Origin of the sequence: Ramlibacter sp., from assembly GCF_028292805.1 — a bacterium.
Taxonomy (GTDB): Bacteria; Pseudomonadota; Gammaproteobacteria; order Burkholderiales; family Burkholderiaceae_C; genus Ramlibacter.
Genome location: NZ_JAQGLS010000156.1, coordinates 1 through 23,239, shown reverse-complemented (window position 1 = coordinate 23,239; position 23,239 = coordinate 1). Strand labels below are relative to the sequence as shown.

26 protein-coding genes, 1 tRNA gene and 4 pseudogenes are annotated in these 23,239 nt (G+C 67.4%); 21 read left to right on the top strand and 10 right to left on the bottom strand.

The window, feature by feature from the left end:
- Positions 1 to 247 precede the first annotated feature (247 nt).
- Positions 248 to 880, top strand: a complete 633-nt coding sequence (locus JWP65_RS09440) for an RNA pyrophosphohydrolase (protein ID WP_299763062.1) — start codon at positions 248 to 250, stop codon at positions 878 to 880.
- Positions 881 to 891: 11 nt separating this feature from the next.
- The gene (locus tag JWP65_RS09435; RefSeq protein ID WP_299763061.1) at positions 892 to 1,392 is read left to right on the top strand and encodes a CNP1-like family protein; all 501 of its coding nucleotides are present in this window, start codon (positions 892 to 894) and stop codon (positions 1,390 to 1,392) included.
- A gap of 30 nt (positions 1,393 to 1,422) precedes the next feature.
- Here the strand turns inward: JWP65_RS09435 and proB are convergent, their stop codons facing one another.
- The 4 genes from proB to rplU all read right to left on the bottom strand — a co-directional run bounded on the left by proB (position 1,423) and on the right by rplU (position 4,360).
- Positions 1,423 to 2,562, bottom strand: a complete 1,140-nt coding sequence (gene proB / locus JWP65_RS09430; RefSeq protein WP_299763060.1) for a glutamate 5-kinase — start codon at positions 2,560 to 2,562, stop codon at positions 1,423 to 1,425.
- 5 nt (positions 2,563 to 2,567) lie between these two features.
- On the bottom strand, positions 2,568 to 3,680 hold the full coding sequence (cgtA, locus tag JWP65_RS09425) for an Obg family GTPase CgtA (RefSeq protein WP_299763058.1): 1,113 nt from the start codon (positions 3,678 to 3,680) through the stop codon (positions 2,568 to 2,570).
- Between the two features lie 92 nt (positions 3,681 to 3,772).
- Positions 3,773 to 4,033, bottom strand: coding sequence for a 50S ribosomal protein L27 (gene rpmA, locus JWP65_RS09420; protein WP_299763056.1), 261 nt, complete (start codon positions 4,031 to 4,033; stop codon positions 3,773 to 3,775).
- A gap of 15 nt (positions 4,034 to 4,048) precedes the next feature.
- Positions 4,049 to 4,360, bottom strand: a complete 312-nt coding sequence (gene rplU, locus JWP65_RS09415; RefSeq protein WP_299763054.1) for a 50S ribosomal protein L21 — start codon at positions 4,358 to 4,360, stop codon at positions 4,049 to 4,051.
- A 220-nt stretch (positions 4,361 to 4,580) separates the two neighbouring features.
- On the opposite strand from rplU, the gene JWP65_RS09410 reads away from it, so the two are divergent.
- The 8 genes and pseudogenes from JWP65_RS09410 to JWP65_RS20115 form a co-directional block, all read left to right on the top strand.
- Complete coding sequence (locus JWP65_RS09410; protein WP_299763064.1) at positions 4,581 to 5,510, top strand: polyprenyl synthetase family protein; 930 nt, start codon at positions 4,581 to 4,583, stop codon at positions 5,508 to 5,510.
- A gap of 30 nt (positions 5,511 to 5,540) precedes the next feature.
- Positions 5,541 to 5,617, top strand: a tRNA-Pro gene (locus tag JWP65_RS09405).
- An 841-nt stretch (positions 5,618 to 6,458) separates the two neighbouring features.
- A complete protein-coding gene (gene tnpB, locus JWP65_RS09400; RefSeq protein WP_367280491.1) occupies positions 6,459 to 6,755 on the top strand; it encodes an IS66 family insertion sequence element accessory protein TnpB in 297 nt (98 codons plus the stop codon).
- 421 nt (positions 6,756 to 7,176) lie between these two features.
- Positions 7,177 to 7,876: pseudogene (locus JWP65_RS09395) on the top strand (IS66 family transposase); the annotation flags it as partial.
- Positions 7,873 to 8,388 carry a hypothetical protein gene (locus JWP65_RS09390; protein WP_299763052.1) on the top strand — a complete coding sequence of 172 codons (516 nt, stop codon included), beginning with the start codon at positions 7,873 to 7,875 and terminating at the stop codon, positions 8,386 to 8,388. The pseudogene JWP65_RS09395 and the gene JWP65_RS09390, both read left to right, overlap by 4 nt.
- A gap of 38 nt (positions 8,389 to 8,426) precedes the next feature.
- A pseudogene (locus tag JWP65_RS09385) lies at positions 8,427 to 8,681 on the top strand (ATP-binding protein); the annotation flags it as partial.
- 24 nt (positions 8,682 to 8,705) lie between these two features.
- Entirely contained in the window at positions 8,706 to 8,882 is a 177-nt protein-coding gene (locus JWP65_RS09380) for a transposase (protein WP_367280490.1), read from the top strand.
- Positions 8,863 to 9,024: pseudogene (locus tag JWP65_RS20115) on the top strand (transposase); the annotation flags it as partial. The gene JWP65_RS09380 and the pseudogene JWP65_RS20115, both read left to right, overlap by 20 nt.
- A gap of 46 nt (positions 9,025 to 9,070) precedes the next feature.
- Here JWP65_RS20115 and JWP65_RS09375 read toward each other — a convergent pair.
- Both JWP65_RS09375 and JWP65_RS09370 read right to left on the bottom strand, forming a co-directional pair.
- Positions 9,071 to 10,189, bottom strand: coding sequence for a hypothetical protein (locus tag JWP65_RS09375; protein WP_299763050.1), 1,119 nt, complete (start codon positions 10,187 to 10,189; stop codon positions 9,071 to 9,073).
- A 254-nt stretch (positions 10,190 to 10,443) separates the two neighbouring features.
- On the bottom strand, positions 10,444 to 11,457 hold the full coding sequence (locus tag JWP65_RS09370; protein ID WP_299763048.1) for an NAD(P)H-quinone oxidoreductase: 1,014 nt from the start codon (positions 11,455 to 11,457) through the stop codon (positions 10,444 to 10,446).
- A gap of 118 nt (positions 11,458 to 11,575) precedes the next feature.
- On the opposite strand from JWP65_RS09370, the gene JWP65_RS09365 reads away from it, so the two are divergent.
- From JWP65_RS09365 to JWP65_RS09345, 5 genes are all read left to right on the top strand, one after another.
- On the top strand, positions 11,576 to 12,433 hold the full coding sequence (locus JWP65_RS09365; protein ID WP_299763046.1) for an IclR family transcriptional regulator: 858 nt from the start codon (positions 11,576 to 11,578) through the stop codon (positions 12,431 to 12,433).
- Entirely contained in the window at positions 12,430 to 13,125 is a 696-nt protein-coding gene (gene pepE / locus JWP65_RS09360) for a dipeptidase PepE (RefSeq protein WP_299763044.1), read from the top strand. The genes JWP65_RS09365 and pepE overlap by 4 nt, the downstream gene beginning before the upstream one ends.
- A 38-nt stretch (positions 13,126 to 13,163) precedes the next feature.
- The gene (locus JWP65_RS09355; protein WP_299763042.1) at positions 13,164 to 14,087 is read left to right on the top strand and encodes a DUF1177 domain-containing protein; all 924 of its coding nucleotides are present in this window, start codon (positions 13,164 to 13,166) and stop codon (positions 14,085 to 14,087) included.
- Positions 14,084 to 14,794: an AroM family protein gene (locus JWP65_RS09350; RefSeq protein ID WP_299763041.1), complete on the top strand. Its 711-nt coding sequence runs from the start codon at positions 14,084 to 14,086 to the stop codon at positions 14,792 to 14,794. Before JWP65_RS09355 ends, JWP65_RS09350 begins: the two co-directional genes overlap by 4 nt.
- 67 nt (positions 14,795 to 14,861) lie before the next feature.
- Positions 14,862 to 15,869 (top strand): tripartite tricarboxylate transporter substrate binding protein, encoded by a 1,008-nt coding sequence (locus JWP65_RS09345; protein WP_299763039.1) that lies wholly within the window; start codon positions 14,862 to 14,864, stop codon positions 15,867 to 15,869.
- Between the two features lie 919 nt (positions 15,870 to 16,788).
- Here the strand turns inward: JWP65_RS09345 and JWP65_RS09340 are convergent.
- Positions 16,789 to 16,977 (bottom strand): hypothetical protein, encoded by a 189-nt coding sequence (locus tag JWP65_RS09340; protein ID WP_299763037.1) that lies wholly within the window; start codon positions 16,975 to 16,977, stop codon positions 16,789 to 16,791.
- 124 nt (positions 16,978 to 17,101) lie between these two features.
- Here JWP65_RS09340 and JWP65_RS09335 point away from each other — a divergent pair, with 124 nt between their 5' ends.
- The gene (locus JWP65_RS09335; RefSeq protein WP_299763035.1) at positions 17,102 to 17,425 is read left to right on the top strand and encodes a hypothetical protein; all 324 of its coding nucleotides are present in this window, start codon (positions 17,102 to 17,104) and stop codon (positions 17,423 to 17,425) included.
- Positions 17,426 to 17,472: 47 nt separating this feature from the next.
- Here the strand turns inward: JWP65_RS09335 and JWP65_RS09330 are convergent, their stop codons facing one another.
- From JWP65_RS09330 to JWP65_RS09325, 3 genes and pseudogenes are all read right to left on the bottom strand, one after another.
- Positions 17,473 to 17,937 (bottom strand): class I adenylate-forming enzyme family protein, encoded by a 465-nt coding sequence (locus JWP65_RS09330; protein ID WP_299763033.1) that lies wholly within the window; start codon positions 17,935 to 17,937, stop codon positions 17,473 to 17,475.
- 200 nt (positions 17,938 to 18,137) lie between these two features.
- A pseudogene (locus tag JWP65_RS20110) lies at positions 18,138 to 18,329 on the bottom strand (hypothetical protein); the annotation flags it as partial.
- A gap of 375 nt (positions 18,330 to 18,704) precedes the next feature.
- On the bottom strand, positions 18,705 to 19,625 hold the full coding sequence (locus JWP65_RS09325) for a LysR substrate-binding domain-containing protein (protein ID WP_299763031.1): 921 nt from the start codon (positions 19,623 to 19,625) through the stop codon (positions 18,705 to 18,707).
- 70 nt (positions 19,626 to 19,695) lie between these two features.
- Here JWP65_RS09325 and JWP65_RS09320 point away from each other — a divergent pair, with 70 nt between their 5' ends.
- The 5 genes from JWP65_RS09320 to JWP65_RS09300 all read left to right on the top strand — a co-directional run.
- The gene (locus tag JWP65_RS09320) at positions 19,696 to 21,159 is read left to right on the top strand and encodes a 2-hydroxymuconic semialdehyde dehydrogenase (RefSeq protein WP_299763029.1); all 1,464 of its coding nucleotides are present in this window, start codon (positions 19,696 to 19,698) and stop codon (positions 21,157 to 21,159) included.
- A 9-nt stretch (positions 21,160 to 21,168) separates the two neighbouring features.
- Positions 21,169 to 21,618, top strand: coding sequence for a carboxymuconolactone decarboxylase family protein (locus JWP65_RS09315; protein ID WP_299763027.1), 450 nt, complete (start codon positions 21,169 to 21,171; stop codon positions 21,616 to 21,618).
- A gap of 1 nt (position 21,619) precedes the next feature.
- Complete coding sequence (locus JWP65_RS09310) at positions 21,620 to 21,847, top strand: tautomerase family protein (RefSeq protein WP_299763025.1); 228 nt, start codon at positions 21,620 to 21,622, stop codon at positions 21,845 to 21,847.
- Between the two features lie 11 nt (positions 21,848 to 21,858).
- Positions 21,859 to 22,662 (top strand): 2-keto-4-pentenoate hydratase, encoded by an 804-nt coding sequence (gene mhpD, locus JWP65_RS09305; protein ID WP_299763063.1) that lies wholly within the window; start codon positions 21,859 to 21,861, stop codon positions 22,660 to 22,662.
- The coding region (locus JWP65_RS09300; RefSeq protein WP_299763022.1) for a fumarylacetoacetate hydrolase family protein at positions 22,662 to 23,239 on the top strand (578 nt) is incomplete at its 3' end. The genes mhpD and JWP65_RS09300, both read left to right, overlap by 1 nt.

Here is a 23,239-nt window from a genome sequence, read left to right as displayed (position 1 = left end):
CTTGCGGATGACGCGCAGCGCCATGGGCATGTAGGTGTAGATGCCGGCACCGAGGCGCTTGATGTAGCCGCCGCGCAGCATGAGCTTGTGGCTGGCGATCTCGGCGTCGGCGGGGGCTTCCTTGAGCGTGGAAATCAGGAACTGTGAGGCGCGCATGGGAGTGGAAAACGAGGGTGGGAAGCTGAGCCCTTCCTGCGCGCGGGGGCGCCGTGCATAATGAACTCAGTTCAAAGATTTGGGGTTGATTATGCTTGACCGGGACGGCTTCAGGCCCAACGTCGGCATCATCCTGCTGAACCAGAAGAACCAGGTGTTCTGGGGCAAGCGGATCCGCACGCACAGCTGGCAATTCCCGCAAGGCGGCATCGACCGCGGCGAAAGCCCGGAGCAGGCGATGTTCCGCGAATTGCACGAGGAAGTCGGGCTGATGGCCGAGCACGTGCGCATCGTGGCCCGCACGCGCGACTGGCTGCGCTACGAGGTTCCCGAACGCTACATCCGGCGCGACGCGCGGGGCCACTACAAGGGCCAGAAACAGATCTGGTTCCTGTTGCAGTTGACCGGCCACGACTGGGATCTGAACCTGCGCGCCACCAACCACCCCGAGTTCGACGCCTGGCGCTGGAACGACTACTGGGTGCCGCTCGACGTGGTGGTCGAATTCAAGCGCGGCGTCTACGAAATGGCCTTGCGCGAGCTGGCCCGCTACCTGCCCCGCAGCGACCACCGCAACCGCTACCTGCGCAGCGGCATGCGCACGCGCGACGGCGAACACGGCGGCCACGACGGCGCCGTCTCGCCGATGCCCTCCCCCATGATGGAACTGCCCCCCGGCGCCACCTTCGAGCCGAACCCCCAGCCCGGCCGCCGTTCGCCATGACCAAAGGACACATGTACCGCCACTTCCTGGCACTGATTCTGGCCGCCGCGGCCGGGGCGGCATCCGCCCAACTCGTCGACGCTGATCCCGACTGGAAGGAACTGCAGACCCCGCCGCCGCCGCCGCTGAACACGTCGCGCCTGATCGGGCTGGAGATGCCGGCCAGCAGCCTGCGCTTTGGCGTCGATCCCGGCTCCGTGAGCATCGGCGCCGACGGCGTCGTGCGCTACGTGGTGGTGGCCACCAGCACCAGCGGCACGGTCAACGCGATGTACGAAGGCGTGCGTTGCAGCACCGGCGAGGTGAAGGTGTACGCGCGCCACAACCCCGACAGCGGCTGGGTGCCCGCCACCAAGGCCGAATGGCAGCCGCTGCAGCAGACCCGCAACTCCAGGCACAGCCTGCTGGTGGCGCGCACGGGCGCGTGCATCGGGCATGCACCCAACCGGTCGCCGGAGTTCATCGTGCGCGACTTGAAGTCCGGCCCGGACCTGCGCTTCCTGGCCAATTGAGGGCTGGATTCCCGCCCGCGGGAATGACGGCTACGACCGGGTGAGCACCAGGTTGGTCCGGTGGATCATCTCCGGCTCGGCCATGTAACCGAGCAGCGGTTCGATCTCGCTCGACGGCTTGCGGCACAGCAGGCGGGCTTCCGCCGCGGCGTAGTTGGCCAGGCCGCGCGCGACTTCCAGGCCGGCCGGATCCCGCACCGCGATCACGTCGCCGCGCGAGAAGCCGCCTTCCACGCCGGTCATGCCGATGGGCAGCAGGCTCTTGCCGTGCTCCCGCAGCTTGGCCGCCGCGCCTTCGTCCACGGTGACCGCGCCGCGCAGCTGCAGGTGGTCGGCGATCCAGCGCTTGCGCGCCTGGCTTTTCTGCGTCGGCGCCACCAGCAGCGTGCCGATGATCTCGCCTCGCGCCAGCCGCGGCAGGCAGTCGGGCTCGCGGCCCCAGGCGATCACGGTGGAGGCGCCGGAGCCGGCCGCACGGCGGGCCGCCAGCACCTTGGTGATCATGCCGCCGCGGCCGATGCTGCTGCCGGCGCCGCCAGCCATGGCTTCCAGCGCCGCATCGCCGGCGCGGCCTTCGCGGATGAAGCGGGCCGCCGGGTCCTTGCGCGGGTCGGCGCTGTACAGGCCCTTCTGGTCGGTCAGGATCACCAGCAGGTCGGCCTCGACCAGGTTGGCGACCAGCGCGCCCAGCGTGTCGTTGTCGCCGAACTTGATATCGTCGTTGACGACGGTGTCGTTCTCGTTGATGACCGGCACCACGTGCAGCCCCAGCAGCGTGAGCAGGGTGGAGCGGGCATTGAGGTAGCGCTCGCGGTCGGCCAGGTCGGCATGCGTGAGCAGCACCTGGGCCGAGCCCAGGCCGTGCTCGCGCAGCTTGGTCTCGTACATCTGGGCCAGGCCCATCTGGCCGACGGCGGCGGCCGCCTGCAGCTCGTGCAACTCGCGCGGGCGGGTGGTCCAGCCCAGGCGCTTCATGCCTTCGGCGATGGCGCCGCTGGAAACCATGATCACCTCGCGGCCATCGGCTGCCAGCGCGGCCAGCTGCCGACTCCACTCGCCGATGGCGACCTCGTCCAGGCCGCGGCCGTCGTTGGTGACCAGGCTGGAGCCGACCTTGACGACGATGCGCCGCGCCTCGCGCAGGATGGCCGCTGCGTCCCTGCCGGCCACGGCGCTCATTCCTTGTCTGCCGCCTCGCCGCTGAAGCGCGGATCGGTGGGATCCGCCGCCTCGCCGCTGAAGCGCGGATCGACCTCGATCACCGGCTGCGCGGCGATGTGCTGGGCCTGGATGTTCTGGAACACCGCCCGCACCAGGGGCTCGCAACCCTCGCGCGTGAGCGCCGATATCTCGAACACCGGGCCCTTGTGCTTGAAGCGCTTGACGAAGTCCTTCACGCGCGCGGCCCGCTCTTCGGCCGGCACCATGTCCAGCTTGTTGAGCACCAGCCAGCGCGGCTTGTCGTACAGCGCCTGGTCGTACTTCTTGAGCTCCGCGACGATGGACTTGGCCTGCGCCACGGGATCGACGCCTTCGTCGAACGGCGCGATGTCGACCACGTGCAGCAGCAGCCGGGTGCGGCTCAGGTGACGCAGGAACAGGTGGCCCAGGCCCGCGCCCTCGCTGGCGCCTTCGATCAGGCCCGGCAGGTCGGCGATCACGAAGCTCTGTTCCGGACCGACCCGCACCACGCCCAGGTTCGGGTGCAGCGTGGTGAACGGGTAGTCGGCGATCTTCGGCCGCGCGTTGGAGACGGCGGTGATCAGCGTCGACTTGCCCGCGTTCGGCATGCCCAGCAGACCGACGTCCGCCAGCACCTTCAGCTCCAGCCGCAGGCTCTTGGCCTCGCCCGGCCAGCCCGGCGTCTTTTGCCGCGGCGCCCGATTGATCGAGCTCTTGAAGCGCATGTTGCCAAAGCCGCCGTCACCGCCCTTGGCGATCAGGATCCGCTCGCCCGGGGACAGCAACTCGTGCAGCACGGCCCCGGTCTCGTTGTCGATGATGATGGTGCCCACCGGCATCTTCAGCTCGATGTCACCGCCGGCCGCGCCGAACATGTCGGAGCCCATGCCGTGCTCGCCCCGCCCGGCGTTGTGCTTGCGCGCAAACCGGAAATCGACCAGCGTGTTGAGCGCCGCGTCGGCGATCGCCCAGACGTTGCCGCCGCGACCACCGTCGCCCCCGTTGGGGCCGCCGAATTCCTTGTATTTTTCATGGCGGAACGAGACGCAGCCGTTCCCCCCGTCGCCGGCGGCGATGTCGATGAAGGCTTCGTCGACGAACTTCATGGTCTCAATCCTCGAAAATAACAAAGCCCCGACAAGTCGGGGCTTTGGGCGCCCCGTTGCCGGGACTTCAGACTTGCTTGACCGAGATTATCTCAGGCCGCCGGAACCACGTTGACCGTGCTCCGGTTCATCGAACCCTTGACAGTGAACTGCACGTGGCCTTCGACCAGGGCAAACAGCGTGTGGTCCTTGCCCAGGCCGACGTTGACGCCGGGATGGAAACGGGTGCCACGCTGGCGCACGATGATCGCGCCCGCGCTGATGAGTTCGCCGCCGAACTTCTTCACGCCAAGCATCTTGGGCTGGGAATCCCGCCCGTTTCGCGTAGAGCCGCCGCCTTTTTTCTGTGCCATTTCTGCTTCTCCTGATCAGCCGGCGATGGCACCGATTTGCAGTTCGGTGTACTGCTGGCGGTGGCCCTGGTGCTTCTGATAGTGCTTGCGACGGCGCATCTTGAAGATGCGGATCTTGTCGTGCTTGCCGTGTGCCAGGATGGTGGCGATGACCGTGGCACCGGACACCAGGGGAACCCCGATCTTCAGGTCGCTGCCGTTGCCGACTGCGAGCACCTGATCGATCGTGATTTCCTGGCCGATGTCCGCAGCAATCTGTTCTACTTTAATTTTGTCGCCGGAAGCAACACGATACTGCTTGCCTCCGGTTTTTATGACCGCGTACATGTGGAACCTCACAAATGGAATTAGGTTTCCCGGACGGATTTCCGGAAAGCCCGCGACTATAGCATAGTTGGCGCCTGCTCACCTTCCGCGGCCCCGGGGCGCGGCCTCAGGCCGATGGGTGTTTCCGGGGGCCTTCCTATAATTGGCCAACTCCGCGGAACCGCCTTTGACCGATTCTTCCCCCAGCGCCGCCTCCGGGCTTTCCTTGATCACCGACGACATGCGGGAGGTGGATGCGGTGATCGCCCACCGGCTGGCCTCCGGCGTGCCGCTGGTCGGCGACGTCTCCCGCTACATCATCTCTTCCGGCGGCAAGCGCCTGCGCCCGGCCCTGCTGCTGCTGGTTTGCGGCGCGCTCGGCTACACGGGCGCCCAACGCTTCAACCTGGCCGCGGTGGTCGAGTTCATCCATACGGCCTCGCTGCTGCACGACGACGTGGTGGACGACTCCCTGCTGCGCCGCGGCCGGGCGACGGCCAACCAGCACTTTGGCAATCCGGCCAGCGTGCTGGTCGGCGACTTCCTCTACTCGCGCGCCTTCCAGATGATGCTGGACGCGCGCGAAGTGCGGGTGATGGAGATCCTGGCCGACGCCACCAACGTCATCGCCGAGGGCGAGGTGATGCAACTGGTGAACATGCACGACCCGGCCCTGGACGAGGCCGGTTACCTGCAGGTGATCCGCTCCAAGACCGCCAAGCTGTTCGAGGCCAGCGCGCGGCTGGGCGCGGTGCTGGCCGGCGCCTCGCCGCAGATCGAGCGCACCTGCGCCGACTACGGCCAGGCGCTGGGCACCGCCTTCCAGGTGATCGACGACGTGCTCGACTACGCCGGCGCGGTGGAAGAGCTCGGCAAGAACATCGGCGACGATCTGCGCGAAGGCAAGGTCACCCTGCCCCTGATTGCCGCGATGCGGCGCGGCAGCGAAGCACAGCGGCAGGTGATCCGGTCCGCCATCGAGAGCGGCGACCTCGGCCAGCTCGACACCATCGTGGCCATCGTGCGCGAAACCGGTGCGCTGCAAGTGGCGCAGGAAGCCGCGGCCGCGGAAGCGCAAAGGGCGATGCAAGCGGCCTCGCGGCTGCCGTCGAATGACCACGCTCGCGCTTTGGTACAATTGGCGGCTTCGCTGCTGCAGCGGCGCAACTGAGTGATCGGAAGCGGCGGGCAGCCGGCAAATCGGGGTGTAGCTTAGCCTGGTAGAGCGCTACGTTCGGGACGTAGAGGCCGGAGGTTCGAATCCTCTCACCCCGACCAGGAATTCGTTTTGCGACAACGACTTGCAGCAGGGCGTGCCCCTCGCCGCAAGCGATCCGAAGGATTGCGTGCCGAATCTGTGCCACGACGCGTGGCCACGGTGGCGGCCATATAAGTTCTGGTGACTATCAGAAGTCTCACTTCGGAGGCTTCCATGACGACCATCGAGAACCGCAGCAAGTACCAGGTCACGGTCAAGAACCGGCCGACCTGACCCTCAACTTCCCGTTCAACAGCTGGCCGACGTCAAGGCCCACATGGCCGCAGTGCGCGTCCAGGGATTGGAGCCCCGCGTCGGGCAACTTCGGCCCCGCGTGGCTCGGGGATAGAAGAACAGAACAGCGAAGCGGCGAATGTGTAAGCGTGGCCTCAGAGCCGTAATAAGCTGACCTGAGGATCGAGTCAGCATGTGTCCACGATGCAAGACAGCGGACACACCTCAGACTGGCATGGCGAGAGCGTGGAACGCCTCAAAGCCAACGGCAAACGGGTCTTCCCCACCCCGCCTTCAAGGCCTGGCTGGCTGCGCAGGCTGCCCGGCGTCCGCGCGTCTGCGCTGGCCATGCGCCACGAGATCAATGCAAACCAGCTTCGACGCCAGATGCGGCTTGAGCACTGGCTCAGCCCCCTTGGACGCCGGTAGTCTTACCCGTGGTTCTGGGGCCTCAGCCTTGCGGATTGGAGGCAGCTGCGCCTACGCCGCAGCCTGCACCGGTCGGCTCCCCAACATCGCTGGCGTCGCCGTGCGTGTGCACCACAGCGCCGAGCCGGCGCAGCTGCAAAGGGTCTAGGCCCCGGTCATGCGCGCATCAGGAAAGGCTTCGACCGACTGGCAGTCATCGTGCAGACGACGCTGGCAGCCAATCCGTTCGGCGGCCATGGGTTCGCCTTCCACGGCCGCAGAGGCGGCATCCTCAAGATGCTGTGGTTCGACGGTCAGCGCCTGCTGCTGCTGGCCAAGCGCCTGGAGCGAGGCCGCCTCGCGTGGCCGCAGGCCGACAGCGGCAGCTGTGACACTCTCGCCGGTGCAGCTGTCGATGCTGCTGGAAGGCATCGACTGGCGAATGCCGCTGCGCACCGATGCACCGCGGCTGGCCGCGTGACGTACTGGCTGACACCGCATCCGGGGCAGCCCTGATAGGCATGCCGTGATCGAGCTGGCACAGTATCGATGTGCCTGGCCGCAACCACACTCCCAACGAGATGCCCGACGACGTCGAGGCTCCCAAGAGGCGCCTGCAGGCCAGCGAGGCGCAGCGCGACCTGCTCGAGCTGATGGTGGCCAAGCTGAAGGTGCAGCTGGCACGACGCAACCGCACCCTGTACGGCACATCCACTGAGCGCTTCGATGCCGCACAGGGCAGCCTGATCGAGGCAGCACTACTGGATGAACTGGCCAGCCGCAAGGCGGCCAGCAAGCCGGCGGCGAACAAGCGCAGATCAACCGCAGCCTGCCGGCGGACCTGCCGCGTGAAACCCATGAGCACCGGCCAGCGACCACCGAGGCACATCACGACGCCACGGGCCAGCCCTGTGGCTGCAGTGCATGCCGCGGCCGGTACCGCTACTCTCCCGATCGCAAGGGTGAACATCCACGCAGCGATCTGGCCCGCGTCACGGGAACTCTGCAAGCCCACGCCTATGGCGGCTGGGGCGGCGTCTACGACAGCGGCCGGGTCGTTGAAGCGGCGCTGGGCGCACGCGCGCCGACCTTGGTTGGATCTGCATCGAGCACGGCCGCGACGACAGCAGCCTCGCCGCGCAGGCGCTGCGGCGCATCCAGGCGCTGTACGCCATCGAGGCGGACGTACGCGGGCAACCGCCGGACATTCGGCGGCGACACCGCCAGGCCCGGCCCGGACCGCTGCTGGTGGAGTTCAACAAGTGGTTGCACGCCATGTTGGCGCAGGTGTCGACCAGCTCGGAACTGGCCAAGGCCGCGCGCTACAGCCTTGCGCGCTGGTCAGCGTTGCCCGCTACGGCGACGACGGCCGCATCGAGATCGACAACTGGGCGGCCGAGCGGGCGCTACGCGGTGTCGCCCTTGGTCGCAACAACTACCTGTTCATGGGCTCTGACGACGGCGGCGAGCGTGCCGCGTCGCTGTACAGCCTCCTGGAGACGGCCATGCTCAATGGGCCGGACCCGGAAGGCTACCTGCGCGACGCGCTTGCTCGCATCGGCGAGCATCCGATCAACCGAGTCGACGAACTGCTGCCCTGGAACATCGCCGGGCAGCAGCTGCGAAAGGCCGCATGACGCAAGGTGCCGATCCGAAGCTGCTGGACGCCCTCAGCCGGGCCAGCAGCCTGGAGCTGTTCCAGTTGCAAACCATCATCGAGCGCATGCTCGCCGATCCCAAGCGCATCATCGCTGTGCGCCTGAACATGCACCTGGGCCAGACGGTGCGCTTCCTGGACCGGCGGGACGGCCAGATGCGCAGCGGCAAGGTCGTGGACCTGCGCGACACGCAGCTCGTGCTGCACGAACCGGCGACCAAGCGTGAATGGAAGTTGCCGTATGCCGCGATCGAGCCGCCGGCGGCAGGGGTCGAGCAAGGGTCCGCAGAACCAGCCGCACCGCCGGCGACGCCGTTGCCGCAGCGCAGCGACTTCCGCTGTGGAGAGAGGGTGGCGTTCGAAGACCGCTACCTCACCACCCAGGTGGGCATCATCACCCGCATCAACCAGCGCACCGCCACCATCGACACGGGTGACGGCCAAAGCTGGCGGGTCGGCTTTGGTTTGCTGCGTCACGTCGTTGACATCTGAGGGGCTCTCGTCAAGAGGGGCTGGGACGACGCTTACGTGCCAACCTGTTCTTCCAGTTGATCAGCCGGCGCTACGAGCACGGACCGATGACCCTGACCAGCAACCAGAGCGTCGGCGCCTGGGGCGAGGTGTTCGGCGATCGCGTGATCGCCACCGCCATCCTCGACCGCCTGCTGCATCACACCGTGACCATGAACATCCGCGGCAACCCGTTGCGGCTGAAAGACAAGCTCAAGGCCGGACTGGTCCGCCTACACGAGGACAACACATCTCAACCGGGTCGGGAAACTTGAACGACCACGACTGCGGAAAATTCGGTGACCCTTGACAGGCTGTACCGCATCGAGCAGGAGCTGGCCTCAATGACGAGCTCCCGGCGGCTGGAGGAGCGAAGACGGCGCAGCGTGCCGCTGTGGGACGAACTGCACGCCTGGCTGCGGCTGGAGCGCACCCGGGTGCCCGACGGCGGCGGCATTGCCGCGGCCATCGACTAGAGCCGGCGGCCCTGGGACGCGCTGGGACGCGCTGGGCGAGTTCCTGCGCGATGGCGACGTGGCCATTGACAACGACCACATCGAAAATCAGATGCGCCCCTGGGCCATGGGACACAAGGCCTGGCTCTTTGCCGGCAACGAGCTTGCCGGCAAACGGGCCGCCATGTTAGCCACGTCTCCTCCAACGCTCAAGGACCTGCGAACCGCCCAGCCTGCGCGGGTTCATCGGGGTTTGTTAATTCCAAGAGGCAATCGAACACCTTTTCTGCATCTGTCCACGTCGCGCTACGCCGCGCCAGCGCAACAAGGCTCCTGCTGGTCTCCACAACACTCGGGCTCGACTGCATGGAGTGCAGACGGAGAGCGTCGAATGTGTCCTCGTAGTCGTGGAGCTCACCTCGCTGCCGCGCGTAGCTGTGGAAGCGAATGATCTTCCCCGGTCTGCCGACATCGGTTCCAGGGCAAACGCCACCGGGTTCCGCTGCGCGTTCCGCGTGCGCTTGAGAGTAGCTGTCTTGGATCATGTGCAGCATGGCGCCAAGCGCAACCACGTCGAGATTCTTCCGAACTTCGACGATGCCAGTCGCCAGCAGATTCGTGGCGGTCATATCACCTGGGAAGTACGTGGCCAGTTCGTCCACACCAAGATCTCGCAAGTAGTGGTCAGTCGGCAGCTCCTTGATGGCCACGCCCCACAGGAAACGCGCCCACATCTTCATGCGCTGGCGAGTCACACCGGCAGGCTCGCCGTCATACGCCCCCATGGCGTGCATAAACTGCAAATCACCATAATGCGACCGATATAGCAGGTAGTCGCCAGGGCCGAAGGCCGGTTTTCCGGGCGAGCGGTTGCTGATTTCAGCTGCACGTTTGCCGGCGTCGTCGAACAGTCCCTTCCAGCACTGCGGTTGTGCGGTCGACCTGAGTGTGACGCGCACATCACACTTCACCTTCCGTGGAGGGTTGCTTGCGCTTAACTGAAACGGCGGATCGTCAGGCCATCTCACCCCGTATAGCAGCGTCCTGTGCTTCTTGACCGAGTCGATCGTCACGCAGTCGGGCTCGTTGCCAGCGCCAGCATCGCATTCAACAGCCGCGAGGGTAATGGCCTCGTGCACCGGCGACTTGAGCATTGACAGGACCCCGTCGACGAACCACTGACCCAGCCAGTCGTTGTCGGCGCTCAGACTACTCAGCTTCCGGTCAACGTCACTGATCTTCGGCAAGATTTGGAATGCGTACGCATTCGAAAACGTCAGCAGCGCGAGGCATGCCACGCGCACAGCCACTTTGGAAATTCGAACCATGGTTGTCGCCTTCCTCCTAGTCCGAGCGGCACCGGCCTTGGCGCAGGCGGCCCACCTCCCTCAGACTTCTTATGCTAACTCGGCGGCAGCCAGCTGTCATCCTCCTCAAGAGGTCGTGATCCTGGAGGGAGGTGCGTCCCCCGAACGAAACCGCCGGTGCGGACGGTCGGCTGGAAGAGGAGCGTGACCTCGTTTGATTGGCACTGCTGCGCGCCAAGCAAGCGGTTCTCGCTGGCGCGACCAGCACAGTTCCTTCATCCACCGGAAGCCTGCGCCCGCATCGTCAAGATGACCTTGCCCGTAACCCGCCGCTCCTGCAGCGCGAAATGGCCTTGCGCCACCTCCTCCATCGGCAGCACCAGGCCGATCTGCGCGCGCAGGGCACCGCTCGCAACCCAGGGCCACACCCGGTGTTCGATGGCCGCAGCGAGCCGGGCCTTCTCTTGCACCGGTCGACGGCGCAGCGATCCGCCCGTGATGTAGATACGCTTCTGGATGACGGGCAGCAGATTCAACTGAACGGTGCGGCCGCCATCCCCTGCAAGGTAGCACAGGCGTCCTTCGATGGCGAGCAGCTGCAAGTTGCGCTCGAGGTAGGGAGCGCCGACGATATCGAGCACGACGTCGACGCTTGACGCGCCCAGCCTCTGGCTGAGGACCGCGCCGAAGTCCTCCTTGTTGTAGTTGATGGCCAGTTCGGCACCTAGCTCCATGCAGGTGGCGCACTTTGCGTCGCTGCCGGCAGTGACGAACACCCGCGCTCCGCTGGCCCGCGCCATCTGGATGGCCGTGGTGCCGATGCCGCTGCCGCCACCGTGGATCAGGACGGTTTCTCCCGGCGCCAGGCGCGCCTGCTCGAACAGCGCCATCCATACGGTGAAGACGGTTTCCGGCAGGCCCGCGGCCTCGATCATGCTCAGGCCCGCGGGGACCGGCAGGCACTGCCCTTCGGGCGCGACGCAGTATTCGCCGTAGCCGCCGCCGATGACGAGCGCGCACACCGCGTCACCGGGCTTGAAGCGAGCGGTGCCTTCGCCGCAGGCGACGACCTCGCCTGCGATCTCCAGGCCCGGCACCGTCGGCGCGCCGGCCGGCATGTCATAGACGCCCTCGCGCTGCTTGATGTCGGCCGAGTTCAGGCCTGCGGCATGAACTCGCACCAGCAATTCGCCCCACCGGGGTGTGGGCACGGGTTTTGTGGTGATCACCAGTGCCTCCAGCCCACCGGGCACCGGCACATCGACCACGCGATGAAATTCAGTGTTCATTTCGGTCCTTGAAGCGGCAGCACGGCGAGCGCGCTTGACGCGGGGGAAGACATGAGCATATCATCGGTTCCGAATTAAAGGACCGCTGTCCCATATTTCGGAACTCCAATCCACAACCATGAGCGTTCTCCTCGCTGTCACCGACGTCCTCCAGCTGTTTGCCCAGGGCGAGCCGCAGGTCGGCGTGGCCACGCTCGGCCAACGGCTCGGATGGGCCAAGAGCACCAGTTCGCGCGTGCTGCTGCAGATGGCCGAACTGGGCATGCTTGAACGCGACCCCGAGGACCGGCAGTACCGGCTGGGCCCCCTGGTGCGCCGGCTGGTCGACGTCCAGCAACGCATGCGCCCGGCGGCACGCGAGCAGGCGCGTGAGGCGCTGGCGGCTCTCAGCGCTCGCTCTGGCCATGCGGCGCATCTCTCCGTACTCGACGGTACCGATTCGGTGCTGCTCGAGCACTTCTCGGGCCCGAATCCGCTGCAGGTCATGTCACCAGTTGGTTCGCGCCTGCCGGCCAGCGTCACGGCCATGGGACGCGCCCTGCTCTCACGTTTGTCGGAGGCCGAATTCAGGACCCGGTACGGCAATAACGATGCGGCGGCGCTGCCTGCGGCGCCGCCACGCTGTCCGCAGACGGTGGGCGACCTGGCCCGGCAGGTCGCGCAGGTGCGCCGCGAGCGTTCTGCCGCCGCCGTGGAAGAGGGCCTGCCTGGCGTGGCTGCCGTCGCCACCACGCTGCTCGAGCCGCAGACCCGAACCACGCTGGGCCTCGCCCTTTCCTTTCCATCGACGCTGGTGTCCGCCTCGGACATCAAGCGATATCGCCAGGAACTCGTCCTGATCACGCACCGCATCGGCGTGGCCATCGGCGACCCCTCGTGGAGCGACGCCTCAGCGCAAGCCGGCCCCGAGCCGGTGAAGGCGCCCGGGGTTCGACCCGTTTCTTCCCCTCGGACACGTACTACCGCACCTCCATGAACCTGCTGCTCCTGAGCAACTCGACCGGCGAGTCCGGCTACCTCAGCCATGCCAAGCGCGCCATCGCCGACTGGTCGGCCGGCCGGCGTCAAGCCGCCTTCGTGCCCTTTGCCGGCGTCACCCGCGATTGGGACGACTACGCACGCAAGGTGCAGGACGCCTTGGTGCCCACGGCGATCGAAGTCGCCTCCGTGCATCGGGCGGCCGAGCCGCAGCGCCTCATTCTCCAGTCCGAACTGGTGATCGTCGGCGGCGGCAACACCTTTCACCTGCTGCACCACTGCCGCCGCCTGGGCCTGCTGGATGCGATACGGCAGGCCGTTGCGGCGGGCACCCCCTTCCTGGGCTGGAGCGCAGGCAGCAACCTGGCCTGTCCGACGATCTGCACCACCAACGACATGCCCATCGTCGACCCCGGCGGCCTCGACGCCCTCGGGCTGATCGCGTTCCAGATCAACCCGCACTACACGAACGCCATGCCCGCGGGCATCCGCGGCGAAAGCCGCAACCAGCGGCTGGCAGAGTTCACCCGCTTGCGTCCCGACGTTCCCGTGCTGGGGCTGCCGGAAGGCAACTGGTTGCGCATCGCCGGCGAGCGGCGCGAGTTGCATGGGCCGCATGCCTCATGGTGGTTCCAGGGCAGCGACGAGCCCCGGTCGCTTGCCGCCGGCCCCCTGGCCGTCCAGCCGTAACAGCACCGCCACGCAATTTCTTCTAGATTGGATTTTTCATGGCCATGAAACAAGTACTGGAAGCCTTCGAGCTTCTCTCCGGGGCGCGGGTCGATGGCGCCGCCGTCGCCGACCTGCTGCGCTCACGCGGCATCGACGACGTCACCGTGGAGCACGTGCAGGGCGAAACCGGCAGCACCGATTTCGTTTCGTGCCGCATCCCGGGTGCCGATCCCTCGCGGCCCGCGATGGGCATCATCGGCCGGCTGGGCGGCCTGGGCGCGCGCCCGGAGATGATCGGCCTGGTCTCGGACGCGGACGGCGCGATCGCTGCCATTGGGGCGGCGCTCAAACTGGCGGACATGGCTGGACGGGGTGACGTGCTGGCGGGCCCGGTTCGCATCCACACGCACATCTGTCCTAATGCCGCCACCCGCCCGAACTCACCGGTGCCCATGATGCGCTCGCCGATGCCGGCGCGGCAGATGATGCAGCGCGAAGTGCATGCCGACATGGCAGCCATCCTGTCGGTCGATACCACCCGCGGCAACCGCCTGGTCAACCACCGCGGCGTCGCCATCACCCCCGTCGCCAAGGAGGGCTGGCTGCTGCCCATCCCGGATACGATTCTCGACATCCTGGGCTGGGTCAGCGGCGAGTTGCCGGTGACGCTGCCCTTGACCACGCAGGACATCACGCCGCAGGAAAACGGGCTCTCTCGCATCAACTCGATCATGCAGCCGGCGACGGTGGGCAGTGTGCCCGTCATCGGCGTGGCCCTCACCGCCCAGACCACGGTGCCAGGCTGCGCAACCGGTGTGTCCAACGTCGTCGACCTGGACGTCGCTACGCGCTTTTGCATCGAAGTCGCCAAGCGCTTTACCGCCGGCGACTGTGCGTTCTTCGACGAGGCAAACTGGCAGGCACTGCAACGGCGCTACGGATCTTTGCGGCATCTGCAGGGGCTGGGAGCCGAGGCATGAATGCGAAGGCGCCAGTTCGAATCGGCTTTGCCACCATCGGGCAGGCACCCCGCGTGGACTCCGTGCCTGCGATCGTGGCCGCGCTCGGGCAGCCGGTCGACGTCATCGAAGCAGGCGCCCTCGACGGCCTCACCGATGACGAGATCGCTCAGCTCGGTCCGCGCGAAGGCGAGTACACCTTCGCCACCCGCCTGGCCGACGGGCGGCAGGTGGTGCTTGGCAAGTCGGCGGCCGAAGCCAGGCTGGCCACCGTGCTGGAGCGCATGGACGCTCAAGGTCTCGACCTGGTGGTAGCCCTGTGCGCGGGAACCAGCCTGCCCGCCCTGCGCAACAGCCTGCTGATCGAGCCGCAGCGCATCGTCGACGGCATCACCGCCGCCTTGGCCGCGGCCTGCCGCCGCATCGGGATCGTGGTGCCCCTGGCGCAGCAAGTCGAGCGCTTCCACCTGGAAGCCGAGGTCACGGCGCAAGTCCGCGTCACCCATGCCTCGCCTTATGAAGGCGACCGCTTCTTCGATGCCGGGCGCGAGCTGGCGGACTGCGATGTGGTCGTCATGCACTGCATGGGTTACACCAGCGCCATGCGCGCCAAAGTCGCGGCCGGCGCCGGCGTGCCGACAGTTTCCGCACCGGAACTCGTGGCAGCCGTGCTGCGCCAACTCGTCGAGCGGCCGCAGGCAACGACGGCACCGATAAGCGACGCCTGATCAGACCCGAACTACTTCCGCACCCCGCTTCCAACTCTCCCTCCACTTCTCCCTACAGATCCCTGTCATGAAAAGCAAACTGAGCCCTTCTTTGACCCGGCGTCACGCCCTGTCCGCCTTCGCGGCCGGCCTCGCCGGCGCCCTCGCCCCGGCGGCACTTGCCCAGGGCAGCGCCGCGCCGTGGCGCCCGAGCAAGCCGGTGCGCTTCATCGTCGGCTTTTCCGCCGGCGGTTCGGCCGACGTGCTGGCCCGGCTCCTGGCCGAACCGATGAGCAAGTACCTGGGCCATGCGGTGGTCGTCGAAAACATCGTTGGGGCCGGGGCGGGCATCGCAATGGCGGCGCTCACCCGGGCCGCGCCCGACGGTCACACGATCGCCATGGGCGCACCCGGCACCCATGCGATCAACCCGGCGATCCTGGGCGCCAAGCTTCCCTACAAGGTGCAGGACACGGCCGCCATCACCCAGCTCGTAACGCAGCCGAACGTCCTGATCGTCAACAAGGACCTCGGCATCAACAACCTGGCGCAGCTCGTCGCCTGGGTCAAGGCCAACCCGAACGCGAGCTACGGCAGCGCAGGCGTCGGCACCTCCAACCATCTGTGCGGTGAATGGCTCAGCGACCGCTTGGGCCTGAAGCTCACGCACGTGGCGTACAAGGGCGCCGCCCAGGTGATCACCGACCTGCTTGGCGGGCACATCCCCATGACCTTCGACAACATCACGACGGCGGCTAACCTGTCGAAGGAAGGCAAGGTCAAGGCCATCGCCGTGACGACGGCCAAGCGTTCGTCGCTGTTGCCCGAACTGCCGCCGCTGGCCGAGATCGTGCCCGGCTACGACCTGGCGTCATGGCAAGGCCTATTCGCACCGCGCGGCCTGCCCGCGCCGGTTCTCGATGAACTGTACAAGGCGACGGCCCAGGCCTTGAACGCCCCCGAGGTGCGCCAGCGGCTCGCCGGCTTCGGCTCCGAGCCGGTCGGCCAGCCGCCATCGCAGTTCGCCGCTTTCCTGAGCGCCGAAACAAAGCGCTGGGGGGACATCGTGCGCGCGGCCGACCTGGTCGAGAAGTGATGCGCCGCGCCGGCACCTGAACCGGCTGCGCGTCAGGCCTGCTTCCGGCCGCCGGACCCAGCAGCCGCGCGAACGCGGCTAGGGATTCCAGCTGGCCAGCACTTCGAGAACCCGGCTTACATTCGCGCGCCAGCTCACCCCTGGCAATTGGCGACGCCAGCGGCAAAACATGGCCACCCGAACAGTCCCAGGCACATCATTTCCATGGCGAAGGCAAAGGTCTTGCGCGTCCATCCCAAGGGAGCTGCCCGCGCCCGCGGATTGGAAGGCAACGGTCCATTAAAAGGTGATGATGTCGGAGTGAAGCGGAAGGCGGCGCGGCAGCATGGCGGCGGCGAGATGGTGCTGGCGAATTGCCGCGGGTTGCCGGCGAGTGATCCCGGGCGCGGCCAGCGGCAACAGCCCGCCGGGCGTTCTAGGCGCGGGTGCTGCTGGCCGGAAGCAGACGTCTGAGCGCCTCGCGCACCTGGAGCCACTCCCAGCGCCGTAGCTACGCGACCGCCTCTCCCGGAAAAGCGGCAGATCGAGGGTCGGGCGCCGTTCCGCGGCAGCGGGTGGAGCATCACGCCCGCATGGCCGCCCGAGCGTTTCGTCGCAACGCGCGCGGCCGACTTGTCCCCAAGTTCGCGCAATGCCACCGGCAGCGTCGCGTCCGGTGGCAGCAGGGTCGCGTACAGGTAGCCGCGGGCCGTCGCAGCTGATCATCGACCGCGCGAAGCCCACCCACCGCCGTTCCGCCTGCCGGCTCGCTTGCTGGCTGTCAGGCAGCCGGCCAGCCAATGCTCCAAGTCGCCGCCAAGCGAGACGGCTGCCGGCAATTGCTCCCGCAGCGCGGTCTCGAGTCCCTTGCCGTAGTTGTTCCTGGGCAGCATCTCGGCCAACACATAGCGCTTGGGGCGCTTGAAGCGGCCGATCGCCGTCAGGCATTGCTGGTCGAGCTCTGCGGGCGTGACGGAGGCGCCGGCTCGGGCACCTCCACTGCAACCACAAGTTCACCCCAATTGGCGTGGGGCGCTCCGATGACCGCGGCTTCGCGAACGCCGCGGACCCCAAGCAGCACCGCCTCCACCTCGCGCGGGCAGATGTTGGAGCCGCCGCTGATGATCATGTCCTGCTGCGGCCTACGAGCGTGCGGAAGCCGTCCTCTTCGAGGCGGCCCGTGTCCCCGGTGAACAGCCAGCCGTTGCGCATGGCGGAGGCCGTCGCTTCCGGATTTTTGCCAGTAGCCGGTCATGACGGAATCGCCCTTGACAGGTACCTCTCCAACCTCGCCCGCGGCCAAGCATTGGCCTTTCGCGTCGGCCACGCGCACCTGCACCCATCTGCACGATCCCACCGAGGCGATGCACGAAGCGCGGCCCCATCCGGGCCGGCGCGCGGCGGATGTCGGCCGCGTACATCGGGGCGCCGCCGTAGACTATCGTCTTGAAGGCGCGCGCGCTCTGCTCTGCATCCAGGCCCTGCTGGTCCGCGTGGTCTACCAGGCGCTTGACGATGGTCGGCGCCGCGAAGGTGGTCAACGGGCCCAGCTCCCATCCGAGGGCAAAGAGCTCTGACGCATCCATGCCGCCGGAGGCTGGCACTACATGGCGGGCGCCGGCCATCACGTGCGCAATGGCGTAGATGCCGGCCCTCCGTGTGACATCGGCGCGCCATATGCCATGAAGTCGTCTGGCGCGACCGGGTCGACGTCGATGTAGTACGTCAGCCCCATCGTCATCAGGTTGCGATGGCTCAGCATCACGCACTTGGGCCGGCCGGTGGTGCCGCTGGTGTAGAACAGCCATGCCAAGTCGTCCGACTCCCGCTCGCTCAGCGGCTCGGCCAAGGCGTCGTCGAGGGGTTGCGCCAGCGCGTCGTACACGTGCGACTTGACGTCGACTTGGCGCTCCAGCTCCTGCAGCGCCGTCGGCGCGACGTCCGCGGTCACAAAGGCCCAGCGGGCACCGGAGTTCTCAATGATCCACTTGACCTCGCGCTGGTGGAGCTTGGCGTTGACCGGCACCACAACCAGCCCCGCCCACCACGCCGCCCAGAGCACTTCCAGGTAGCGCCGATCGTTGCGCATGAAGAGCACCACGCGGTGGGCTCTCGCAGCCCACCAAGCGCATGCGCCGCGCCAGCTGCCGCGCTGCGCTGGGCCCACTCCGCATCGCTGGCCCAGCGCCGGACGCCCTGGAAGATCGCATCCTGGTCTGGCCAGCAGCGCGCGTGGCGGACGAGAAGGTGGGCAAGTTGCATCGTGGGTGTCTCGGATCGGAGGCCGGGTCACCTGGAAGAGCGCGCCCGACGGGTTTCGCATGCGCCGCCGGTACCGGCTCCCGCCGGCTCCCCATCGTCGTTGTTGACGGTGTGCCGCCAGATGTGGCCTTCGGCGTTCTTGAACTGCGAGTCCTGCGAAGGAGGAGATGCGAGGTCGAAGATCGGGTTTAGAAAGAAGGGCAATGGGCTCGAGCCGGCCGGTCCAGTGCGCGCCGCTGAGAGTGATCGCGTCGACGATGTCGCGCCGGATTACTTCAGAAATCCTGTTCATGCGCCATCTAGCCACCCTTGGTTTCGAACCCCGCCGCCGCTGTGCCAAAACTGTGCCGCGAAGGCGTTGATTGAAAACTGCCCCCGGCGGGGAAGTTGCGAGAAGCGGATGGAAAACGGACGATAGCACTGCGAGCGTGCTTCTCGGCGATCTACTTGTTCTAGCGAGAGAACCGCCCTGTCAGGCACCCAATTTTGGGACGTAGAGGCCGGAGGTTCGAATCCTCTCACCCCGACCAGGAATTTCGTCGCAAGACACACCAACGCCGGCTCCCGCCGGCGTTGTCGTTTCCGGCAACTTCGTCACGGTGTGCCGCGCGTTTCCCGCGCCGCGCGCGCCTCGCTGCGAAACGAGCGCACCAGCGCCAGGAAGTCCGCCAGGATCGGCGACGTGTCGTCCTGCCGGTAGAGGCAGCTCAGCTCCAGGTCCTTGAGCAGGGCGGAGCGAAACGGCCGGTAGACGATGCCCGGCAGGCGCAGGCTCGCCGCCGACTCGGTGGTGATGCAGCTGCCGAAGCCGCTGGCGACCAGGGCCACGCAAGTCAGCACGTCCTCGACCTGCTGCGCGATCTCCAGCCGCACGCCATCGGCGCGGAAGGCATCCATCACTTCCTGCGCCAGCCCGGGCATGGGCAGATTCGGGTACAGGATCATCGGCTGGCCATGCAGATCGCGCACGCTCACGACCTTTCTGGCGCACAGCGGATGGGACTCGTGCAGGCCCACCATCATCCGCTCGCGCAGCACCACCTCCACCGCCAAGCCAGGCTCTTCGGGCACCAGCCGGTTAAAGCCCACCGCGATGCGCCGCTCGCGCAGCGCCTGGATCTGTTCCGCCTTGGTCTGGTTGTGCAGGCTGATCTTGACCTGGGGCCGGTCGCGGTGAAAGCGCGCCAGGATGCGCGGGATCACGTCGAGCACCGCCGAGCCGAAGATCCCCACATCGAGCTGCCCGATCAGGCCCTGCCCCGCCTGCCGCGTGCGGTCTTCGGCGCGACGCGCCAGCGACAGCACATTGGGCGCTTCCGCCAGCAGCACCCGCCCGGCCTCGGTCAGTTCCACCCCGCGCGACGTGCGCAGGAACAGCACCGCGCCCAGCTGCTCCTCGATGGCGCGGATCTGGCGGGTCAGCGGCGGCTGCGCCATGTGCAGGCGGGCGGCGGCCCGGCCGAAATTGAGCTCTTCGGCCAGCGCCACGAAGTATTTCATCTGCCTCAAATCCATACCCGCATGGTATTGCATTGGCCGGCATCGGTATTGGACAGTATGGCGTGCGCTTCCTACTCTCGCGTCCATGCCAGAACCCAAGCAGTACCTCAACTTCATAGCCGGCCAGTTCGTCGCCAGTTCCCGGACCTTCGAGAACCGCGCTCCCGCCGACGACCGCCTGCTGGGCCAGGTGCACGAAGCCGGCGCCGCCGAGGTCGATGCGGCGGTCGCCGCCGCGCGTGGCGCCATGGCCGGCGAGTGGGGCCGCATGACAGTGGCCCGCAGGGTCGAGCTGCTGCACGCGGTGGCCGACGAGATCGACCGCCGCTTCGACGACTTCCTGGCCGCCGAAATCGCCGACACCGGCAAGCCGGCCAGCGTGGCCTCGCACATCGACATCCCGCGCGGCGCCGCCAACTTCAAGGTTTTCGCCGATGTGGTCAAGAACGTGCCCAGCGAGAGCTTCGAGATGGCCACGCCCGACGGCGGCAAGGCGCTGAACTACGCGGTGCGCAAGCCTGTGGGCGTGATAGCCGTGATCTGCCCCTGGAACCTGCCGCTGTTGCTCATGACGTGGAAAGTCGGCCCGGCCCTGGCCTGCGGCAACGCGGTGGTGGTCAAGCCCTCGGAAGAGACGCCCGCCACCGCCACCCTGCTGGGCGAGGTGATGAACAAGGTTGGCATCCCGGCCGGCGTCTACAACGTGGTGCACGGCTTCGGCCCCGGCTCCGCCGGCGAGCTGCTCACGCGCCACCCGGGCGTGGACGCGATCACCTTCACCGGCGAGACGCGCACCGGCGAGGCCATCATGCAGGCCGCCGCCAAGGGCGTGCGGCCGGTTTCGCTCGAGCTGGGCGGCAAGAACGCGGCCATCGTCTTCGCCGACTGCGACTTCGACAAGGCAGTCACCGGCGTGACCCGCTCGGTTTTCGAGAACTGCGGCCAGGTCTGCCTGGGCACCGAACGCGTGTACGTCGAGCGGCCCATCTTCGAGCGTTTCGTGCAGGCGCTCAAGGCGCGCGCCGAGAGCCTGAAGATCGGGCCGCCGGAAGAAAAGGGCGTGGCGCTGGGCCCTTTGATCTCGCATGAGCACCGCGCCAAGGTGCTCTCCTATTACGAGAAGGCACGCGCGGAAGGCGCCACCGTGGTGACCGGCGGCGGCACGCCCAGGATGCCCGGCGCGCTGGCCGAGGGCGCCTGGATCCAGCCGACCATCTGGACCGGCCTGCCGGAAAGCTCCGCCGTGATCCGCGAGGAGATCTTCGGCCCCTGCTGCCACATCGCGCCCTTCGACAGCGAGGACGAGGTGATCGCCCTCGCCAACGACACCCCCTACGGCCTGGCCACCTCGATCTGGACCGAGAACCTGGGCCGCGCCCACCGCATGGCCGGCGCCGTCGACGTCGGCATCTGCTGGGTGAACGCCTGGTTCCTGCGCGACCTGCGCACGCCGTTCGGGGGCTCCAAGGCCTCCGGCATCGGCCGCGAAGGCGGAGTCCACTCGCTGGAGTTCTACACCGAGCTGCGCAACGTCTGCATCAAGTTTTAACCGAAGGACATGACCATGCTGCCCCAGCGCATCGACCGTGACGTAGTGGAAAAAGCCATGGGCCGCGCCGACAAGGCCGGCCAGTACGGCGCCATCTACCAGGACCTGCTCGGCTTCGTGCCGCCCCGCATCGAGGCGCGCCTGAGCGTCACCGGCGCGCTCGACCCGGTGATGGTGGAGATCCAGGAGCGCATGCGCGAGCACGGCATGTACCCCAAGTGCTTCGACGTCAAGACTTCGCAGCTGATGCTGTTCGGCATGCTGCTGATGGACTCGAGCGACGCCGCCGTGCTGCACGGCATTGCCGCGCGCCGCGCCGGCGCCAGCTGGGAGGAGATGCAGGCGGTCGTCAACCTGTGCTTCCTGTTTCGCGGCCTGTCGGCCGCCAATCGCGGCGCCGAAACGCTGGCCAACATCGCCAAGCGCGAAGCCGACACCGCAGCCAGGAAAGCCGCTTGACATGCCGATCATCCAGATCAACCTGATCGAAGGGCGCGACGCGGCGCTGGTCAGCGAATGCGCGCGCCAGGTGGCGCAGACCGTGCATCGCAGCCTGGGCGCACCGCTGGAGAGCATCCGTGTCATGGTCAACGAGCTGCCGGCCACCCATTGGGCCGTGGGCGAGCGGACGCTGAGCGAGATCGCTGTGGAAAAGCGGCGCCTGGCCGGCGAAGGAGTCACGCCATGACAACCACTGGCATGAACGTGGACCAGCACGCGCTGGCGGCGCAGTCGCTGCGCGAGGCGGCGTCCAGCGGCGCCTTCATCGCACCGCTGCGCGAGACCTACCAGCAGATGACGGCTGAAGACGCCTATGCGATCCAGGCGATCAACACCGCGCAGCAGCTGAAAGCCGGCCGGCGCGTCGTCGGCCGCAAGATCGGCCTGACCTCGCTGGCCGTGCAAAGGCAATTGGGCGTGGACCAGCCGGACTTCGGCGCGCTGTTCGACGACATGGGCTACGGCGATGGCGAGCCGGTGCCGGCCACGCGCCTGCACCAGCCCAAGATCGAGGCCGAGATCGCCTTCGTGCTGGGGCGCGACCTGGCGGGCGAGAACCCGGGCCATGCCCAAGTGCTGGCCGCGCTCGACTACGCCGTGCCGGCGCTGGAGATCGTGGGCAGCCGCATCGCCGGCTGGAACATCCGCTTCGTCGACACCGTCGCCGACAACGCCTCGTCCGGGCTGTACGTGCTGGGCGGCACGCCGCGCAGCGTGCGCGGCCTCGACCTGCGGCTGGCCGGCATGGCGCTGATGCGCCGGGGCGAGCCGGTCTCCACCGGCGCCGGCGCCGCCTGCCTGGGCCATCCGCTCAACGCGGTGGTGTGGCTGGCACGCACCATGGCGCGCCTGAGCTGCCCGCTGCGCGCGGGCGACCTTGTGCTCTCCGGCGCGCTCGGCCCGATGGTGGCTGTCAGCCCGGGCGACGTGTTCGAGTCGCACATCAACGGCCTGGGCAGCGTCCGCGCCGTTTTCGACAACGCACAGGCGGGGACGCGCTGATGGACACGATAGAGAAATACGCCACCTTGCTGGACGAAGCCGCGCGCAACGCGCAGGAGGTCGCGCAGTTCGACACCGGCAACCAGCTGACCTTGCAGCAGGCCTATGCGATCCAGGCAGCTTCCATCGCCCGGCGGCTGGCCCGCGGCGAGCGGCGCGTGGGTGTCAAGATGGGCTTCACCAGCCGCGCCAAGATGGTCCAGATGGGCCTGTCGGACGTGATCTGGGGGCGCCTGACCGATGCGATGCAGGAAGAGGAAGGCGGCAGCGTAGCCTTCGGCCGCTTCGTCCATCCGCGGGTGGAGCCCGAAATCGCCTTCATCCTCAAGCACCCGCTGGCGGGCAACGTCACTCCAGCCCAGGCGATGGCGGCGGTGGAGGCGATCGCGCCGGCGCTGGAGATCATCGACTCGCGTTACCAGGACTTCAAGTTCACCCTGCCCGAGGTGATCGCCGACAACGCGTCGTCCAGCGGCTTCGTGGTCGGCGCGTGGTGCGACCCGCACACGGACATCGCCAACCTGGGCATGGTGCTGGCGCTCGATGGCCGGCCGCTGCAGGTCGGCTCCAGCGCCGC

What these genes read in the sequence shown, in the direction of transcription:
- pepE (WP_299763044.1), top strand. Translation starts at nt 12,430, where the DNA reads ATGAACCTGCTGCTCCTGAGCAACTCGACCGGCGAGTCCGGCTACCTC.
- JWP65_RS09345 (WP_299763039.1), top strand. Translation starts at nt 14,862, where the DNA reads ATGAAAAGCAAACTGAGCCCTTCTTTGACCCGGCGTCACGCCCTGTCC.
- JWP65_RS09435 (WP_299763061.1), top strand. Translation starts at nt 892, where the DNA reads ATGTACCGCCACTTCCTGGCACTGATTCTGGCCGCCGCGGCCGGGGCG.
- JWP65_RS09310 (WP_299763025.1), top strand. Translation starts at nt 21,620, where the DNA reads ATGCCGATCATCCAGATCAACCTGATCGAAGGGCGCGACGCGGCGCTG.
- JWP65_RS09325 (WP_299763031.1), bottom strand. Translation starts at nt 19,625, where the DNA reads ATGGATTTGAGGCAGATGAAATACTTCGTGGCGCTGGCCGAAGAGCTC.
- mhpD (WP_299763063.1), top strand. Translation starts at nt 21,859, where the DNA reads ATGAACGTGGACCAGCACGCGCTGGCGGCGCAGTCGCTGCGCGAGGCG.
- cgtA (WP_299763058.1), bottom strand. Translation starts at nt 3,680, where the DNA reads ATGAAGTTCGTCGACGAAGCCTTCATCGACATCGCCGCCGGCGACGGG.
- JWP65_RS09320 (WP_299763029.1), top strand. Translation starts at nt 19,696, where the DNA reads ATGCCAGAACCCAAGCAGTACCTCAACTTCATAGCCGGCCAGTTCGTC.
- rpmA (WP_299763056.1), bottom strand. Translation starts at nt 4,033, where the DNA reads ATGGCACAGAAAAAAGGCGGCGGCTCTACGCGAAACGGGCGGGATTCC.
- JWP65_RS09335 (WP_299763035.1), top strand. Translation starts at nt 17,102, where the DNA reads ATGACGGAATCGCCCTTGACAGGTACCTCTCCAACCTCGCCCGCGGCC.
- JWP65_RS09355 (WP_299763042.1), top strand. Translation starts at nt 13,164, where the DNA reads ATGGCCATGAAACAAGTACTGGAAGCCTTCGAGCTTCTCTCCGGGGCG.
- rplU (WP_299763054.1), bottom strand. Translation starts at nt 4,360, where the DNA reads ATGTACGCGGTCATAAAAACCGGAGGCAAGCAGTATCGTGTTGCTTCC.
- JWP65_RS09350 (WP_299763041.1), top strand. Translation starts at nt 14,084, where the DNA reads ATGAATGCGAAGGCGCCAGTTCGAATCGGCTTTGCCACCATCGGGCAG.
- JWP65_RS09315 (WP_299763027.1), top strand. Translation starts at nt 21,169, where the DNA reads ATGACCATGCTGCCCCAGCGCATCGACCGTGACGTAGTGGAAAAAGCC.
- JWP65_RS09440 (WP_299763062.1), top strand. Translation starts at nt 248, where the DNA reads ATGCTTGACCGGGACGGCTTCAGGCCCAACGTCGGCATCATCCTGCTG.
- JWP65_RS09370 (WP_299763048.1), bottom strand. Translation starts at nt 11,457, where the DNA reads ATGAACACTGAATTTCATCGCGTGGTCGATGTGCCGGTGCCCGGTGGG.
- JWP65_RS09365 (WP_299763046.1), top strand. Translation starts at nt 11,576, where the DNA reads ATGAGCGTTCTCCTCGCTGTCACCGACGTCCTCCAGCTGTTTGCCCAG.
- JWP65_RS09375 (WP_299763050.1), bottom strand. Translation starts at nt 10,189, where the DNA reads ATGGTTCGAATTTCCAAAGTGGCTGTGCGCGTGGCATGCCTCGCGCTG.
- JWP65_RS09410 (WP_299763064.1), top strand. Translation starts at nt 4,581, where the DNA reads ATGCGGGAGGTGGATGCGGTGATCGCCCACCGGCTGGCCTCCGGCGTG.
- JWP65_RS09330 (WP_299763033.1), bottom strand. Translation starts at nt 17,937, where the DNA reads ATGCGCAACGATCGGCGCTACCTGGAAGTGCTCTGGGCGGCGTGGTGG.
- JWP65_RS09340 (WP_299763037.1), bottom strand. Translation starts at nt 16,977, where the DNA reads ATGATCATCAGCGGCGGCTCCAACATCTGCCCGCGCGAGGTGGAGGCG.
- JWP65_RS09390 (WP_299763052.1), top strand. Translation starts at nt 7,873, where the DNA reads ATGACGCAAGGTGCCGATCCGAAGCTGCTGGACGCCCTCAGCCGGGCC.